Genomic DNA, 15,581 nt, shown 5'->3' with positions numbered 1-15,581 from the left:
CGTCTCCTCAGGCCTTGGCTTCGGCTTTGGGCTTGTAGTTGCTGACCTCGGCGATGCGGGCCGACTTGCCGCGGCGATCGCGCAGGTAATACAGCTTGGCGCGGCGGACGCGGCCACGGCGCACCACGGTGATCGAGTCGATATTGGTCGAATACAGCGGGAAGACGCGCTCGACGCCCTCGCCGAACGAGATCTTGCGCACGGTGAACGAGGCGCCGATGCCGCCGCCCTTGCGCGAGATGACCACGCCTTCATAGTTCTGCACGCGGGTGCGGGTGCCTTCGGTCACCTTGTAGCCGACGCGCACGGTGTCGCCGGCCTTGAAGTCCGGGATTTCCTTGCCGAGCGCGGCGATCTGCTCGGCTTCGATCTGGGCGATCAGGTTCATCGCTTTGTTCCTTCGGTTACTCGCGGTAGCCCCGCGATTGGTCTGATGCGCCCGAGAGCTGTCGGTCCTTTGCCGGGTCCATACGAGTTTCCTCATATGCCCGCCACAGGTCGGGGCGGCGTTCCTTGGTCAGCCTTTCGGCCATGTCGCGCCGCCAACTGGCAATAGCCGCGTGATTGCCGGACAGAAGCACTTCCGGGATCGCGCGGCCTTCCCAAAGGGCGGGCTTCGTATACTGCGGATGTTCAAGCAGGCCGCCATGGTCCGGGGAAAAGGATTCCTCGGCCAGAGACTTCTGATTCCCCAGCACGCGCGGTATAAGGCGAACCGTCGCGTCGATCAAGACCTGAGCGGCCAGCTCGCCGCCGGTCAGGACATAATCGCCGATGCTGATCTCCTCGACGCCATGGGCGTCCAGCACGCGCTGGTCCACGCCCTCGAAGCGGCCGCAGATCAGCGTCATGCCCGGCCCCTGCGCCAGTTCCCGCGCCCGCGCCTGGGTGAAGGGCCTGCCGCGCGGCGAGAGATAGATCACCGGCAGGTCACCGCCCGCCTCGCGCAGCGCCGCGTCCATGACATCCGGGCGGATCACCATGCCGGCGCCGCCGCCGGCGGGCGTGTCGTCGACATTGCGATGCCGGCCGATGCCGAAGGGGCGCAGGTCGAGGCTGCGCAGGTTCCACAGCCCCTCGGCCAACGCCCGGCCGGTCAGGGAAAGCCCCAGAACCCCCGGGAAAGCCTCGGGAAACAGGGTGACGACCTGCGCCGTCCATGCGCCGCGGACCTGGGGCTCGGCCATCAGGTCGCGGGGCTGCAGGCTGGGTCGCATGGTCAGGCGGCCGTGCGACTTGGCCGCGTGTGATTTCGACGGCACGCTCATGCGTCGCGGCGCAGCAGGAAATTGCCCGCCACCACCAGCAGCGCCCCCAGGATGGCGGTGCCGACCGGCGCGGCGGGCGGCACCGCCATCGGATCGAAGAGCGTGCCCAGATACCAGGCGCCCATGCAGAGCGCACCGCAGATCAGGATGGCCTGCGCCATCAGCCGCGGGCTGGGCGACAGCGCCTGCCCGGCCAGCACCGGGATGGCCCCGGCCAGCATGATCGGCGCGAAGACATAGGCGTTCGGATTGTCGCTGCCCGACAGGCCCTGCATCAGCGGGCCGGCGAGCATCAGAAGAAAACCGATGGCAAACAAGGCGATGCGCGTCATTCCTGTTCCTCTTCCGGCGGGTCGGCGATGATGCGCCCGGCGGCGATGTCCACCGTCGGCACGAAGGCGCGGGTGAAGGGCAGCAACAGCACCTGCCGCCGGCCGGCGCCGGTGATCTCGAGAATGTCGCCCGCGCCGTGGTCGTAGATGGCGCGGACCTTGCCGATCGGCTTGCCGCCGGTGTCGTAGACGGAAAGCCCGATCAGGTCGGTGTGATAGAATTCGTCGTCCGGCAGCGCCGGAAGCCGGTCGCGGTCGGCCCAAAGCGTCACGCCCTTCAGCGCCTCGGCCTGTTCGCGCGTCTCGACGCCCGAGAGCCGGGCCCCGAGTCCCCCGGTCACCGGCCGGGTCAGCCGGACAGTGAAGGAGCGTTTTCCATCCTCGGACCAGAGCGGACCATAGGCAGCAATATCAGAGGGCTCCGAGGTGAAGCTCTTGAGCCTCACCTCGCCCCGGACGCCGAAGGCGCCCGCGATCGCGCCGACACAGATCCGCTCGGCCATGCCGGATTATTCCGAGGCGGCTTCTTCGGCCGGGGCGTTGGCGGCGGCCTCGCGGGCGGCGCGCTTCTCGGCGCGCTCTTTCGCGGCCTTGCCCGGCTCGCCCTTCTTCAGGTTCTTGCGCTCGGCCTTCTCCTTCACGCCGGCGGCTTCCAGGAAGCGGGCGACGCGGTCGGTCGGCTGCGCGCCCTGGCCCAGCCAGTACTGGACGCGCTCGAGGTTCATCTTGATGCGCTCCTCCGAATCCTTCGGCAAGAGCGGGTTGTAGGTGCCCAGCTTCTCGATGAAGCGGCCGTCGCGCGGCATGCGCGAATCGGAGGCGACGATGGCGTAATGGGGGCGTTTCTTCGAGCCACCACGGGCCAGGCGGATTTTCATTGCCATTGCGATTTCTCCTTTGGAATGGCGGGGTTGGCGGATACGCGGCAGCGCATCCTAGGCGTGGTACCGTTCGTGATGCCGGATCACTTCGGCGATCACGAAATTCAGGAATTTGCGCGCGAATTCCGGGTCGAGGTCGGCCTCGCGCGCGAGGCGTTCCAGCCGCTCGATCTGTTGCGCCTCGCGGGCGGGATCGGACGGCGGAAGGTCGTGTTCGGCCTTGAGACGGCCGACGGATTGGGTGTGCTTGAAGCGCTCGGCCAGCGTATAGACCAGGATCGCGTCCAGCCGGTCGATGCTGGCGCGATGCTCTTTCAGGAGCGCGGCGGCGCGGGCGGCGTCATCACTCACGAGGAAAACTCCAAGCCGTTGATTTCGTTCAGGGCGGCTGTACACCGCCCGTACACCGGGCGTGCACCGGGGATGCAGCGCGCGTCGCTCATGCCGCAGCCCCCATCGGATGGCGATAGACGAGGCAGGGCTCCTTGCCGGGATGCGCCGCATCCGGGTCGAGCACCGCGCCCAGCCTTTCGGCCAGCGCCGCCGAGCGGGCATTGGCGGGCAGGATATAGCTGACGGCGGTGGTCCAGCCGAGCCCGCGGGCCGCGAAGTCGCGGGCGGCCAGCGCCGCCTCATGTGCGATGCCCCTGCCCTCGGCCGCCGCATCCCAGAGCGTCCAGCCCAGTTCGTTCTCGGGCCAGCCGTCGGGGCGCCAGGGCCCGACCGAGCCCAGGGCCGCGCCGCTGTCGCGATCCGTCACCACGAAGGAGCCGAAGCCGCGCAGCACCCAATGGCCGACGATATGGCCGAAGGCGCGCCAGGCATGGCCCGGCTCGACCATCGGCCCGCCGATCCAGCGCGCCCGCTCGCCGCTGGCGAAATCGCGCCATGCCGGCCAGTCGCCGGCCTGCGGGGCACGCAGGACCAGGCGTTCGGTCGTCAGCACGGGCGTGTCGGAGAGCGTGACCACTTATTTCTTCCCGAACAGCCCCGAGAGCCCGCCGGGCAGGTTCAGCTTGCCCAGGTCGCCGCCCAGACCCTTGGGATCCTGCAACATCTTCGTCGCCTCGGCCATCTTCTCGGGATCGACATTGGCCATGTCGGGCAGCCCGCCGCCCTTGCCGGTCATGGCGCGCATGGCCTGTTTCAGCATCCCGCCCTTGCCCATCTTGCCGAGCTTCTTCATCGTGTCGGCCATCTGCTTCTGCATCTTCAGAAGCTTGTTCAGTTCCGACACCTCCATGCCGGCACCCGCCGCGATGCGCTTCTTGCGGCTGGCCTGCAGCAGGTCCGGGTTGGCGCGTTCCTTCCTGGTCATCGAGTTGATCAGCGCGATCTGGCGCTTGATCGCCTTGTCGTCGAAGCCGGCGGCCTCGGCCTGCTTGGCCATCTTGCCCATGCCGGGCATCATGCCCATGATCGACTGCATGCCGCCCATCTTGAGCATCTGCTCAAGCTGGTTGCGCAGGTCGTTCATGTTGAACATGCCCTTCTGGAAGCGCTTCATCATGCGCTCGGCCTGCTCGACCTCCAGCACCTCCTGCGCCTTCTCGACCAGCGCCACGATGTCGCCCATGCCGAGGATGCGGCCGGCGACGCGCTGCGCGTCGAAGGCTTCCAGCGCGTCCATCTTCTCGCCAAGACCGACGAAGCGGATCGGCTTGCCGGTGACGGCGCGCATCGACAGCGCCGCGCCGCCGCGGCCGTCGCCGTCCATCCGGGTCAGCACCACGCCGGTGATGCCGACCTTGCCGTCGAACTCGGCCGCGACATTCACCGCGTCCTGGCCGGTCAGACCGTCCACGACCAGCAGCGTCTCGCGCGGGCTGGCCACGTCGCGGACCGCCTGCACCTCGTCCATCAGCACTTCGTCGATATGCAGCCGGCCGGCGGTGTCGAGCATGTAGACGTCATAGCCGCCCAGCGTCGCCTGTTGCTTGGCGCGCCTGGCGATCTGCACGGCGTTCTCGCCCGGCACGATGGGCAGGGTGTCGACGCCGATCTGCTGGCCCAGGATCGCCAGCTGCTCCATGGCGGCCGGGCGGTTGGTGTCCAGCGAGGCCATCAGCACCCGCTTCTTCTCGCGGTCCTTGAGGCGCTTCGCCAGCTTGGCGGTGGTGGTGGTCTTGCCCGAGCCCTGCAGCCCGACCATCAGGATCGGCGCCGGAGGATTGTCGATGCGCAGCGCGTCGGGCTGGCCCTCGCCCTGCAGGACCTTGATCAGTTCGTCATGGACGATCTTCACGACCTGCTGGCCGGGGGTGATCGACTTGGTGACGGCGCTTCCGGTGGCCTTGGCGGTGACGGATTTCACGAAGCTGCGCGCGACGGGCAGCGAGACATCGGCTTCCAGCAGCGCGACGCGGACCTCGCGCATGGCGGCGGCGACGTCCTCCTCGGACAGGGCACCCTGCTTGGTCAGCCGGTCGAAGACGCCGCCAAGGCGGTCGGACAGGTTTTCAAACATCGGCGGCCCTCCTGATGGTTGCCGTTGTCCCGGATGTGGGACGCGAATAAACAGTGACGCCCCCGTGGGCGCAACGCGCTGACGGGGGGCGATCCCCGGCGGGCGGGGACCGGAAGGGCGGACCTTCCGGGAATCCGGGCGTGGATAGGCGCAATGGCCGGTGAAGTCAAGCGCGGCCCCGTTGACCCCGCCCCGGCTTTGGTGAAAACCTCGGCCCCGGAGGACCACACCATGACCCATCCCATCAGCCGCTTTCCCGTGCCCGCGCTGGACGAGATGCCCGAGGACATCGCCGCACGCATCCGCAAGGTGGCCGAGAAATCCGGCTTCGTGCCGAACGTCTTCCTGGCGCTCGCGCATCGGCCGGACGAATTCCGCGCCTTCTTCGCCTATCACGACGCGCTGATGGAGCGCGAGGGCGGCCTGACCAAGGCCGAGCGCGAGCTGATCGTGGTCGCCACCTCGGGGCTGAACCAGTGCCAGTATTGCGTGGTGGCGCATGGCGCGATCCTGCGCATCCGGGCGAAGAACGCCTTCATCGCCGACCAGGTGGCGGTGAACTGGCGCAAGGCCGACCTGACGGCCCGCGAACGCGCCATGCTGGCCTATGCCGAGAAGGTGGCGCTGCGGGCCCAGGAGATCGGCGAGGCGGATCATGCCGCGCTGCGCGAGGCCGGCTTCGACCAGGACGAGATCTGGGACATCGGCGCCATCGCCGCCTTCTTCGGCATGTCGAACCGGCTGGTGAATGCCGGCGACATCCGGCCGAACGACGAATTCTACATGCTGGGCCGCGGCTGATGGCCGAGCTGTCCGCGGTGCCGCAGATGCGGCGCGAGGCGCTGCAGGGCCATGCGGCGATGCTGCTGTTCTCGGCCGCGATCGCGGGCTCCTTCTCGCTGGGGGCGCGGGCGGCGAACCTGATCGACCCAGCGGCGATCTCGGCGGCGCGCTTCGCCATCGCCGCGGGCGTGGTCGGCGGCGTCGCGCTGGCCGGGCCCGGCATCCCGCGCGCAAGCTTTCGCGCGCCCTGGCGCTACCTGCTGCTGGGCGGGCTTTTCGCCGCCTATTTCGTGCTGATGTTCGAGGGGCTCAAGACCGCGCTGCCGGTCTCGGCGGCGGCGGTGTTCACGCTGACGCCGCTGATGTCGGCGGGCTTCGGCTGGCTCTTGATGCGTCAGCGCATGACCGGGCGCATCGCCGTGGCGCTGGCGCTGGGGGCGGCGGGCTCGCTCTGGGTGATCTTCGGCGGCGACGCGGCGGCGCTGATGCGGCTGGAATTCGGCCGCGGCGAGGCGATCTACCTGGTCGGCTGCGCGGCGCATGCGCTCTATACGCCAATGGTGCGGCGGCTGAACCGGGGCGAGACGCCGATCGTCTCGACCTTCGCCACGCTCTGCGCCGGCGGGCTGATCCTGCTGGTCTGGGGCGGGCGGGCGATCCTGCACACCGATTGGGTGCATCTGCCGGCCATCGTCTGGGTGACGCTGCTTTACGTGGCGATCTTCGCCAGCGCGCTGACCACGGCGCTGGTGCAATTCGCCACCATGCGCCTGCCCGCCTCGAAGGTGATGGCCTATACCTACCTGACCCCGGCCTGGGTGATCGGGCTCGAGGCCGCATTGACCCGCGGCCTGCCGCCTCTGGCGGTGCTGCCCGGGGTTCTGGCGACCGCCGCCGCGCTGCTTCTGCTGCTGAAGGACTGACGGCGCGGTTGCATGGGTATTTGCAAAACGGAAAGAACCGGGCGCCTCTCTTCGATGCTTTCCGTTTCTCAAATACCCATGCGGCCTTGCCAGCGGCTCAGACGGCGGCCGCCTCGGGCTCGACCAGGGCCACGATGTCCATCATGATGCGGTTCAGCTCGAAATCCTTGGGCGTATAGACCCGCGCCACGCCCATCTTCAGCAGCCGGGCCGCGTCCTCCTCGGGGATGATGCCGCCGACCACCACCGGGACATGGGCAAGGCCGGCGGCGCGCATGCGTTCCATCAGCTCCTCGATCAGCGGCAGGTGGCTGCCCGACAGGATCGACAGGCCGACGACATGGGCATTGTCCTCGGCGGCGCGCGTCACGATCTGCTCGGGGGTCAGGCGGATGCCTTCATAGGTGATGTCCATGCCGCAGTCACGGGCGCGGAAGGCGATCTGCTCGGCGCCGTTGGAATGGCCGTCGAGCCCGGGCTTGCCGACCAGGAATTTCAGCCGCCGGCCCAGGCGGCGGCTGACCGCGTCCACCGCCTCGCGGATCGGCTCCAGCCCCTCGGTGCGGTTCGAGGGGCTGGCCGAGACCCCGGTCGGGCCGCGATATTCGCCATGCACCTGCCGCATCACCGCCGCCCATTCGCCGGTGGTGGCGCCGGCCCTGGCCGCGGCGATCGAGGGCGGCATGACGTTCTGGCCCGCCTGCGCGGCATCGCGCAGCGCGGCGAGGGCGGCCTCGACGGCCACCTGGTCGCGGGCCTGCCGCCAGGCGTCCAGCCGGGCGATCTGGTCCTGCTCGACCGCCGGGTCCACGACCATGATGCCGCCGTCGCCCGCGGTCAGCGGCGAGGGCTCGCCCTGCTGCCAGCGGTTGACGCCCACCACCACGGTCTCGTTCGCCTCGATGCGGTTCAGCCGCTCGGCATTCGATTCGACCAGCCGCGACTTCATGTATTCGATGGCGGCGATGGCGCCGCCCATCTCGTCCAGCGTCGCCAGTTCCGCGCGCGCGCCGGATTTCAGTGCCTCGACCTTGGCGGCGATGGCGGGGTTGCCATCGAAGAGATCGCCATATTCCAGCAGGTCCGTCTCGTAGGCGACGATCTGCTGCATGCGCAGCGACCATTGCTGGTCCCAGGGCCGCGGCAGGCCCAGCGCCTCGTTCCAGGCCGGCAGCTGCACGGCGCGGGCGCGGGCATTCTTCGACAGCACCACCGCCAGCATCTCGAGCAGGATGCGATAGACGTTGTTTTCCGGTTGCTGCTCGGTCAGGCCCAGGCTGTTCACCTGCACGCCATAGCGGAAGCGGCGGTATTTCTCTTCCTCGATGCCGTAACGCTCGCGGCAGATCTCGTCCCAGAGCTCGGTGAAGGCGCGCATCTTGCACATCTCGGTCACGAAGCGGATGCCGGCGTTCACGAAGAAGCTGATGCGGCCGACCATCGCCGGGAAGTCCTGCGGCGCGACCTTGCCTTTCAGGTCATCGAGCACAGCGATGCCGGTGGCCAGCGCATAGGCCAGTTCCTGCTCGGGCGTCGCCCCCGCCTCTTGCAGATGGTAGGAGCAGACATTCATCGGGTTCCATTTCGGCAAATGCTTGGCCGTATAGGCCGCGACGTCGGTGATCATCCGCAGCGAGGGTTTCGGCGGGCAGATATAGGTGCCGCGCGACAGATATTCCTTGATGATGTCGTTCTGCACCGTGCCTTGCAGCTTGCGCGTGTCGGCGCCCTGCTCCTCGGCCACGGCGATGTAGAGCGCCAGCAGCCAAGGCGCGGTGGCGTTGATGGTCATCGAAGTGTTCATCTGTTCCAGCGGGATGTCCCGGAACAGGCTGCGCATGTCGCCCAGATGGCAGATCGGCACGCCGACCTTGCCGACCTCGCCGCGCGCCAGCAGGTGGTCGCTGTCATAGCCGGTCTGCGTGGGCAGATCGAAGGCCACCGACAGGCCGGTCTGCCCCTTGGCGAGGTTGCTGCGGTAGAGCGCGTTCGATTTCTCGGCGGTCGAGTGGCCCGCATAGGTGCGGAAGAGCCAGGGTCTGTCTTTCTCGGCCACGGGATTTCCCTCGCAAGATTATTACGACGAGGAAAGCGATAGCGTAACAATGCTGCGCCGTCAATTCGCTGCGATGCAGAAAGGCGGGCGGGGGGTGTTGGGCATGAAGGATGATTGAATCGGCAGGCGATCGAGGCCCATTTTCGGGGTTTCGGCGCCCATTCCCAGGTCATCTGCGCCCATCCGAGCGGCTCGATCAGTTATTTGTTTCTATTTCAGATGTGTTGATTTTCACCCGGAGCTGAGCCGGGTCGGCACATGCGTTCCGCTGGGAACCGGGCCATGCGAACCTTTCCCCACAGCGATGTCCTATCCCATTCTCTCGGAGGCGTATTCTCCGGGCGAGGCGGGGAAGACGACGGTCTTTTCACCGTTCAGGAACACCCGGTGATTGATATGGGCATGGACGGCGCGGGCCAGCACCTGGCTTTCGACGTCGCGGCCGAGGCTGACATAGTCGCCAGGGCTTTGGGCATGCGAGACGCGGACGATGTCCTGTTCGATGATCGGGCCTTCATCCAGATCGGCGGTGACGTAATGGGCCGTAGCCCCGATCAGGCGAACACCCCGGGCATAGGCCTGCTTGTAGGGGTTCGCACCCTTGAAGCTGGGCAGGAAGGAATGGTGGATGTTGATGATCCGGCCCGACATTTCCCGGCACATCCGGTCCGACAGCACCTGCATGTAGCGCGCCAGCACGACCAGTTCGGCCCCCGTCTCGTGGACCACATCCATGATCGCCGCCTCGGCCCGGGGCTTGGTCTCCGACGTCACGCGGATCAGATGGAAGGGGATATCCTCGTTGACCACCTGCTTCTGATAGTCGGTGTGGTTGGAAATCACCGCCGCGATCTCGACCGGCAGCGCCCCGATGCGCGAGCGATAGAGCAGGTCGTTCAGGCAATGGCCGAAGCGGCTGACCATGACGACCACCCTGGTCTTTCGCGACAGATCATGGAATTCATGTTCCATGCCGAATTCCGCCCCGATAGCACCAAAGCCCCCGGTGATGTCGTCCAGCGAACGCCCCTCTTCCGAGACGAAGCGGATGCGCATGAAGAACCGGCCGTTGTCCCGATCCGTGAACTGCGAGCTGTCGTTGATGTTGCAACCCGCCTGCGCAAGATAACCGGAAACGGCGGCCACGATACCCGCGCGCGCAGAGCATGAAACCATCATGACGTAATTGGCCAAACACATTCCTCCCATCAGCATTCCGGCAGGTTCACGGCGATGCCGCCCTGCGACGTTTCCTTGTATTTCAGATCCATGTCGCGGCCGGTGTCGCGCATGACCCTGATGCAGTTGTCCAGCGGCATGAAATGGGTGCCGTCGCCGCGCAGCGCCAAGCTTGCGGCCGAGACGGCCTTGATCGCACCCAGGCCGTTGCGCTCGATGCAGGGCACCTGCACCAGCCCCGCCGCCGGGTCGCAGGTCATGCCCAGGTGATGTTCCAGCGCGATCTCGGCCGCGTTTTCCACCTGTTCGTTGGTGCCGCCCAGAATCGCGCACAGGCCCGCCGCCGCCATCGCGCTGGCCGAGCCCACCTCGCCCTGGCAGCCGACCTCGGCGCCCGAGATCGAGGCGTTGTGCTTGATGATCCCGCCGATCGCCGAGGCGACCAGCAGCAGGTCGCGCACCCTCTCCGGGCGAGCGTCGACGCAATGGTCCAGGTAATAGCGCGCCACCGCCGGCACCACGCCCGCCGCGCCATTGGTGGGCGAGGTGACGACACGGCCACCGGCGGCGTTTTCCTCGTTCACGGCCATGGCATAGACGCTCATCCAGTCGTTGGCCTGATGAGGCTGGTTCAGGTTGCGTCCGCGTTCGGCCAGCAGTTGCTGGTGGATCGACCGGGCGCGGCGGTGAACGTTCAGCCCGCCGGGCAGGAGGCCGTCCTGCGTCAACCCGCGCTGGATGCAGCCGTCCATGATCTGCCAGATCCGGTCCAGCTTTCTATCCAGCGCGGCGCCATGGATCGCCTGCTCGTTGGCACGCTTCATCCGGGCAATGGTCTGGCCGGATTCCCGGCCCATCCGCAGCATCTCGGCCGCAGTGCGGAAGGGATAGGGAACTGCCATGACGGATGCCTCGCCTCCGCCCTCGCCCGCGCGCTCCAACTCGGCCGCGGTGACGACGAAGCCGCCTCCGATCGAATAGTAGGTCTGCTGGTGCCGGATGCGGCCGGATTGATCGAAAGCCTTCAGGATCAGCCCGTTGGCATGGCCCGGCAAAGGCGACCCATAATCGAAGACCAGATCCGTTTCGGGCGCGAACCGCAAGGGCGGCAGGCCCTCGGGCCGGACAAGCCCGGTCCGGCGAACCTCGGCCTCGATCTCTTCCGCCCGGTCGGGATCGAGCGTGTCGGGCAAAAGCCCGCACAGCCCCAGGATGACGGCGCGATCCGTCGCATGGCCCTTGCCGGTGAAGGCGAGCGAGCCGTGCAGGCTTGCCCCCAGCATGTGCAACGCGCCCGAGCCGGGAATCTTCTCGGCGCCGCCGCGCAGATCCTCGAGGAACCGCGCGGCGGCGACCATCGGCCCCATCGTATGGGAGGAGGAGGGGCCGATACCGATCTTGAAGATGTCGAAGACCGAGAGAAACATTTACGCCCCGTAGATCGGGAAGGCGTTGCAGAGCGCCCGGACCTCGGCCCGCACCTCGGCCTCGGCGGCGGCATCGCCCTCGGGGCTCTGCGACAGCGCGTCCAGCACGCGCAGGATCAGGGTGCCGATCTTTTCGAACTCGGCCTCGCGGAAGCCGCGGGTGGTGCCGGCCGAGCTGCCCAGACGGATGCCCGAGGTCACGAAGGGCTTTTCGGGATCGTTCGGGATGGCATTCTTGTTGCAGGTCAGGCCGGCGCGCTCCAGCGCGATCTCGGCGACCTTGCCGGTGACGCCCTTGGGCCGCAGATCGACCAGCACCATGTGGCAGTCGGTCCCGCCCGAGACGATACCCAGGCCGCCATCGGTCAGCACGCGGGCCAGGGCCTGCGCATTGGCGATGACCTGGCGGGCGTAATCCTTGAACTCGGGCTGCAGCGCCTCGCCAAAGGCCACGGCCTTGGCGGCGATGACATGCATCAGAGGGCCGCCCTGGTTGCCGGGGAACACCGCGCTGTTGATCTTCCTGGCGATGGCCTCGTTATTGGTCAGGATGACGCCGCCGCGCGGGCCGCGCAGGGTCTTGTGCGTGGTCGAGGTCACGACATGGGCGTGCGGCACCGGGTTCGGGTAATGCCCGCCGGCGATCAACCCCGCATAATGAGCCATGTCCACCATCAGATACGCGCCGACCTCGTCCGCGATCCTGCGGAATGCCGCGAAATCCAGCTTGCGCGGATAGGCCGAGGCGCCCGCGACGATCAGCTTCGGCTTCGTTTCCAGCGCACGGGCGCGGACCTTTTCCATGTCCAGCACATGGGTGTCGGGCTCGACCTCGTAGGAAACCACGTCGAACCACTTGCCCGACATGGTGACGGGCGAGCCATGGGTCAGGTGGCCGCCATGCGCCAGCGACAGGCCCATGATCCGGTCGCCCGGTTGCAGCAGCGCCAGGAACACCGCCTGGTTGGCCTGCGCGCCCGAATGCGGCTGCACGTTGGCGAAGCCTGCACCGAAGAGCTGCTTCAGCCGCTCGATGGCGACCTCCTCGACCTTGTCAACGAATTCGCAGCCGCCATAGTAGCGCTTGCCGGGATAGCCCTCGGCGTATTTGTTGGTCAGCACCGAACCCTGCGCGGCCAGCACATTGGCCGAAACGATATTTTCCGAGGCGATCAGCTCGATCTGGTTTTTCTGGCGATCCAGTTCCTCGGCCACCGCCGAGGCGATCACCGCGTCCGAGATCGTGGTCTTGGGAAGACGGTCAAACATGTCGATTGTCCTTGTCTAAGGGTCAGGGGGCAGGCCGGTTCGGCCGCGCCTTCCGTGGCCCCGGTGTCAAGCAAATGGCGCAAATGGCCGAAGAAGCTGATCAGAGGACGGCGCCGGGGCCGGCCTCCGGGTTATGCCGTCGGCGTCACTCGGCCGCCTGCGCGTAGCTTTCCAGCGGCGGGCAGGAACAGACCAGGTGCCGGTCGCCATAGACGTTGTCGACGCGGTTCACCGGCGACCAGAACTTGTCGACGCGGAAGGCCCCCGGGGGGAAGCAAGCTTCCTCGCGGCTGTAGGGGCGGTTCCACTCGCCGACCAGATCCTCGATGGTGTGGGGCGCGCGCTTGAGCGGGTTGTCCTCGGCATCGAGCCTGCCCGCAACGATCGCCTCCACCTCGGCGGCGATCCCCAGCATGGCGGTGACGAAGCGGTCAAGTTCGGCCTTCGGCTCGCTTTCCGTGGGCTCCACCATCAGCGTGCCAGCCACCGGCCAACTCATCGTGGGCGCATGGAAGCCGCAATCGACCAGCCGCTTGGCCACGTCGTCCACCGTCACGCCCGCGCGGTCCTTCATCACGCGCGTGTCGAGGATGCATTCATGCGCCACCCGCCCGTTCGCCGAATAGAGGATCGGATAGGCCGCCTTCAGCCGGCTGGCGATGTAGTTGGCGTTCAGGATCGCCACCTTGGTCGCCTGCGTCAGCCCCTCGCCGCCCATCAGCAGGCAGTAGGCCCAACTGATCAGCAGGACCGAGGCCGAACCATAGCGCGCCGAGGACACCGCGCCGCCCGCCAGTTCCAGCGGATTGCCGGGCAGGTGCGGCGCCAGATGCGCCTTGACCCCGATCGGCCCCATGCCCGGCCCGCCGCCGCCATGCGGGATGGCAAAGGTCTTGTGCAGGTTCAGGTGGCTGACATCCGATCCGATGTCGCCGGGACGGGACAGCCCGACCATGGCGTTCATGTTGGCCCCGTCCAAATAGACCTGGCCGCCGTGCCCGTGGGTGATCTCGCAGATCTCGCGCACCGTCGTCTCGAAGACGCCATGGGTCGAGGGATAGGTGATCATGCAGGCCGCAAGGTTGGCGGAATGCTTCTCGGCCTTGGCGCGGAAATCGGCGATGTCGATGTCGCCGTTCGGCGCCACTTCGACAATCACCACCTTCATCCCCGCCATCTGCGCCGAGGCCGGGTTGGTGCCATGGGCAGAGGTCGGGATCAGGCAGACGTCCCGGTGGCCTTCACCGCGGGCGCGGTGATAGCTCTGGATGGCCAGCAGGCCCGCATATTCGCCCTGCGCGCCGCTGTTCGGCTGCATCGAGAAAGCGTCGTAGCCGGTGATCTGGCACAGCTTGGCGGACAGGTCGGTCAGCATCTCGGCATAGCCCTGCACCTGCCTTTCCGGCACCAGGGGATGCACGTCCGCGAATTCCGGCCAGCTCAGAGCCATGAGTTCGGCCGTGGCGTTCAGCTTCATGGTGCAGGATCCGAGCGGGATCATCGCCCGGTCCAGCGCCAGGTCGCGATCAGCCAGGCGGCGCATGTAGCGGGTCATCTCGGCCTCGGCCCGGTTCATGTGGAAGATCGGATGGGTCAGATAGTCCGAGCTTCGCACCAGCTCTGCCGGGAAGCGGTATTCATGCGCCAGGTCGTCGTCCTTGCGGTCGATCCCGAAGGCACGCCAGATCGCCTCGGTATGGGCGCGGGTCGCGCGCTCGTCGAAGGCGATGCCGATCCGGGTCGTGCCGATGCGGCGCAGGTTGATGCCCGCAGCCTCCGCCGCATCCAGGATCGCGTTCTGCTTGGCACCCACCTCGACGGTCACGGTGTCGAAGAAGGCGGCCGGCTCGACCGCGAAGCCCTGAGCCTCCAGACCCTTCACCAGGCGCACCGTCTTGCGGTGGATGCGTTCGGCGATGGCCTTCAGCCCGGCGGGGCCGTGGAAGACCGCATACATGCTGGCCATGACCGCCAGCAGCGCCTGGGCGGTGCAGACGTTCGAGGTGGCCTTCTCGCGGCGGATGTGCTGCTCGCGGGTCTGCAGCGACAGGCGATAGGCGCGGTTGCCGCGCGCATCGACGCTGACGCCGACGATCCGGCCGGGCATGTTGCGCTTCAACGGATCGCGCACCGCCATGTAGGCGGCGTGCGGACCGCCGTATCCCATCGGAACGCCGAAGCGCTGGGTCGAGCCGATGGCGATGTCGGCGCCCATCTCGCCCGGCGCCTTCAGGACGCACAGCGCCAGCGGATCGGCGGCCACGCAGGCCAGCGCGCCGGCCGCATGCAGGTTTTCGATGACGCCGGTGAAATCATGCACATGGCCGTAGGTGCCCGGATACTGGAACAGCGCACCGAAGACCCCCGCCGGGTCGAGATCGACGAAGGGGTCGCCGACAATCACCTCCCAACCCAGCGATTCGGCGCGGGTCCGGATCACGGTGATGGTCTGCGGATGGCAGTGGTGGTCCACGAAGAAGGCGCCCGCCTTGCTTTTCGCCGAACGCTGGCACAGCGCCATCGCCTCAGCCGCGGCGCTGCCCTCGTCCAGAAGCGAGGCGTTCGCCACATCGAGGGCGGTGAGGTCCGAGATCATCGTCTGGTAGTTCAGCAGGGCCTCGAGCCGGCCCTGGCTGATTTCCGGCTGATACGGCGTATAGGCGGTATACCAGGCGGGGTTCTCGAAGATGTTGCGCTGGATCGCGGGCGGGGTGATCGTGCCGTGATAGCCTTGGCCGATGAACGAGGTCATCACCCGGTTGCGGTTGGCGACGTCGCGCAGCCGCGCCAGCACGTCCTTTTCGGACAATGCCCTGCCCCAGGCCAGCGGCTCGCCCAGCCGGATGTCGGCTGGAACGATGCCGTCGATCAGGGCGTCGAGGCTAGAGGCGCCGACCGCCTCGAGCATCTCGGCCATCTCGGCGGGAGAGGGACCTATATGGCGCCGGTTGGCAAAGTCATAGGGCGCATAGGGGGTTTCGGAATAGGTCATCGCG

At 67.3% G+C, this 15,581-nt stretch carries 15 protein-coding genes; 2 read left to right on the top strand and 13 right to left on the bottom strand.

The window, feature by feature from the left end:
* Window positions 1-7 precede the first annotated feature (7 nt).
* From rplS to ffh, 8 genes are all read right to left on the bottom strand, one after another.
* Window positions 8-388, bottom strand: a complete 381-nt coding sequence (rplS, locus tag I9P22_RS06860; protein WP_199258614.1) for a 50S ribosomal protein L19 — start codon at window positions 386-388, stop codon at window positions 8-10.
* A gap of 16 nt (window positions 389-404) precedes the next feature.
* Window positions 405-1,217, bottom strand: a complete 813-nt coding sequence (gene trmD / locus I9P22_RS06855) for a tRNA (guanosine(37)-N1)-methyltransferase TrmD (protein WP_408635158.1) — start codon at window positions 1,215-1,217, stop codon at window positions 405-407.
* Between the two features lie 47 nt (window positions 1,218-1,264).
* Window positions 1,265-1,600, bottom strand: a complete 336-nt coding sequence (locus tag I9P22_RS06850) for a hypothetical protein (RefSeq protein WP_199258612.1) — start codon at window positions 1,598-1,600, stop codon at window positions 1,265-1,267.
* A complete protein-coding gene (gene rimM, locus I9P22_RS06845; protein WP_199258611.1) occupies window positions 1,597-2,103 on the bottom strand; it encodes a ribosome maturation factor RimM in 507 nt (168 codons plus the stop codon). Before rimM ends, I9P22_RS06850 begins: the two co-directional genes overlap by 4 nt.
* A 6-nt stretch (window positions 2,104-2,109) precedes the next feature.
* A complete protein-coding gene (gene rpsP, locus I9P22_RS06840; protein ID WP_199258610.1) occupies window positions 2,110-2,484 on the bottom strand; it encodes a 30S ribosomal protein S16 in 375 nt (124 codons plus the stop codon).
* Window positions 2,485-2,535: 51 nt separating this feature from the next.
* Window positions 2,536-2,832, bottom strand: coding sequence for a chorismate mutase (locus tag I9P22_RS06835; RefSeq protein ID WP_199258609.1), 297 nt, complete (start codon window positions 2,830-2,832; stop codon window positions 2,536-2,538).
* 88 nt (window positions 2,833-2,920) lie between these two features.
* Window positions 2,921-3,451 carry a GNAT family N-acetyltransferase gene (locus I9P22_RS06830; RefSeq protein WP_199258608.1) on the bottom strand — a complete coding sequence of 177 codons (531 nt, stop codon included), beginning with the start codon at window positions 3,449-3,451 and terminating at the stop codon, window positions 2,921-2,923.
* A complete protein-coding gene (ffh, locus tag I9P22_RS06825) occupies window positions 3,452-4,948 on the bottom strand; it encodes a signal recognition particle protein (RefSeq protein WP_199258607.1) in 1,497 nt (498 codons plus the stop codon).
* 231 nt (window positions 4,949-5,179) lie between these two features.
* Between ffh and I9P22_RS06820 the strand changes: the two genes are divergently transcribed.
* Window positions 5,180-5,749, top strand: a complete 570-nt coding sequence (locus tag I9P22_RS06820; RefSeq protein WP_199258606.1) for a peroxidase-related enzyme — start codon at window positions 5,180-5,182, stop codon at window positions 5,747-5,749.
* Window positions 5,749-6,654, top strand: coding sequence for a DMT family transporter (locus I9P22_RS06815; protein WP_199258605.1), 906 nt, complete (start codon window positions 5,749-5,751; stop codon window positions 6,652-6,654). The genes I9P22_RS06820 and I9P22_RS06815 overlap by 1 nt, the downstream gene beginning before the upstream one ends.
* 97 nt (window positions 6,655-6,751) lie before the next feature.
* Here the strand turns inward: I9P22_RS06815 and I9P22_RS06810 are convergent, their stop codons facing one another.
* The 5 genes from I9P22_RS06810 to gcvP all read right to left on the bottom strand — a co-directional run bounded on the left by I9P22_RS06810 (window position 6,752) and on the right by gcvP (window position 15,577).
* On the bottom strand, window positions 6,752-8,710 hold the full coding sequence (locus I9P22_RS06810) for a methylmalonyl-CoA mutase family protein (RefSeq protein WP_199258604.1): 1,959 nt from the start codon (window positions 8,708-8,710) through the stop codon (window positions 6,752-6,754).
* 309 nt (window positions 8,711-9,019) lie between these two features.
* Window positions 9,020-9,889 carry a formyltetrahydrofolate deformylase gene (gene purU / locus I9P22_RS06805; protein WP_408635161.1) on the bottom strand — a complete coding sequence of 290 codons (870 nt, stop codon included), beginning with the start codon at window positions 9,887-9,889 and terminating at the stop codon, window positions 9,020-9,022.
* Between the two features lie 29 nt (window positions 9,890-9,918).
* Window positions 9,919-11,316 carry an L-serine ammonia-lyase gene (locus I9P22_RS06800; protein WP_199258602.1) on the bottom strand — a complete coding sequence of 466 codons (1,398 nt, stop codon included), beginning with the start codon at window positions 11,314-11,316 and terminating at the stop codon, window positions 9,919-9,921.
* Complete coding sequence (glyA, locus tag I9P22_RS06795; protein WP_199258601.1) at window positions 11,317-12,585, bottom strand: serine hydroxymethyltransferase; 1,269 nt, start codon at window positions 12,583-12,585, stop codon at window positions 11,317-11,319. It abuts the gene before it with no gap.
* Window positions 12,586-12,730: 145 nt separating this feature from the next.
* Window positions 12,731-15,577: an aminomethyl-transferring glycine dehydrogenase gene (gene gcvP / locus I9P22_RS06790; RefSeq protein WP_199258600.1), complete on the bottom strand. Its 2,847-nt coding sequence runs from the start codon at window positions 15,575-15,577 to the stop codon at window positions 12,731-12,733.
* Window positions 15,578-15,581 lie beyond the last annotated feature (4 nt).

This window comes from Paracoccus binzhouensis, assembly GCF_016446475.1.
GTDB lineage: Bacteria > Pseudomonadota > Alphaproteobacteria > Rhodobacterales > Rhodobacteraceae > Paracoccus > Paracoccus binzhouensis.
Note: the sequence above shows the minus strand (reverse complement) of the source record. Positions and strands in the feature narration are given on the sequence as shown.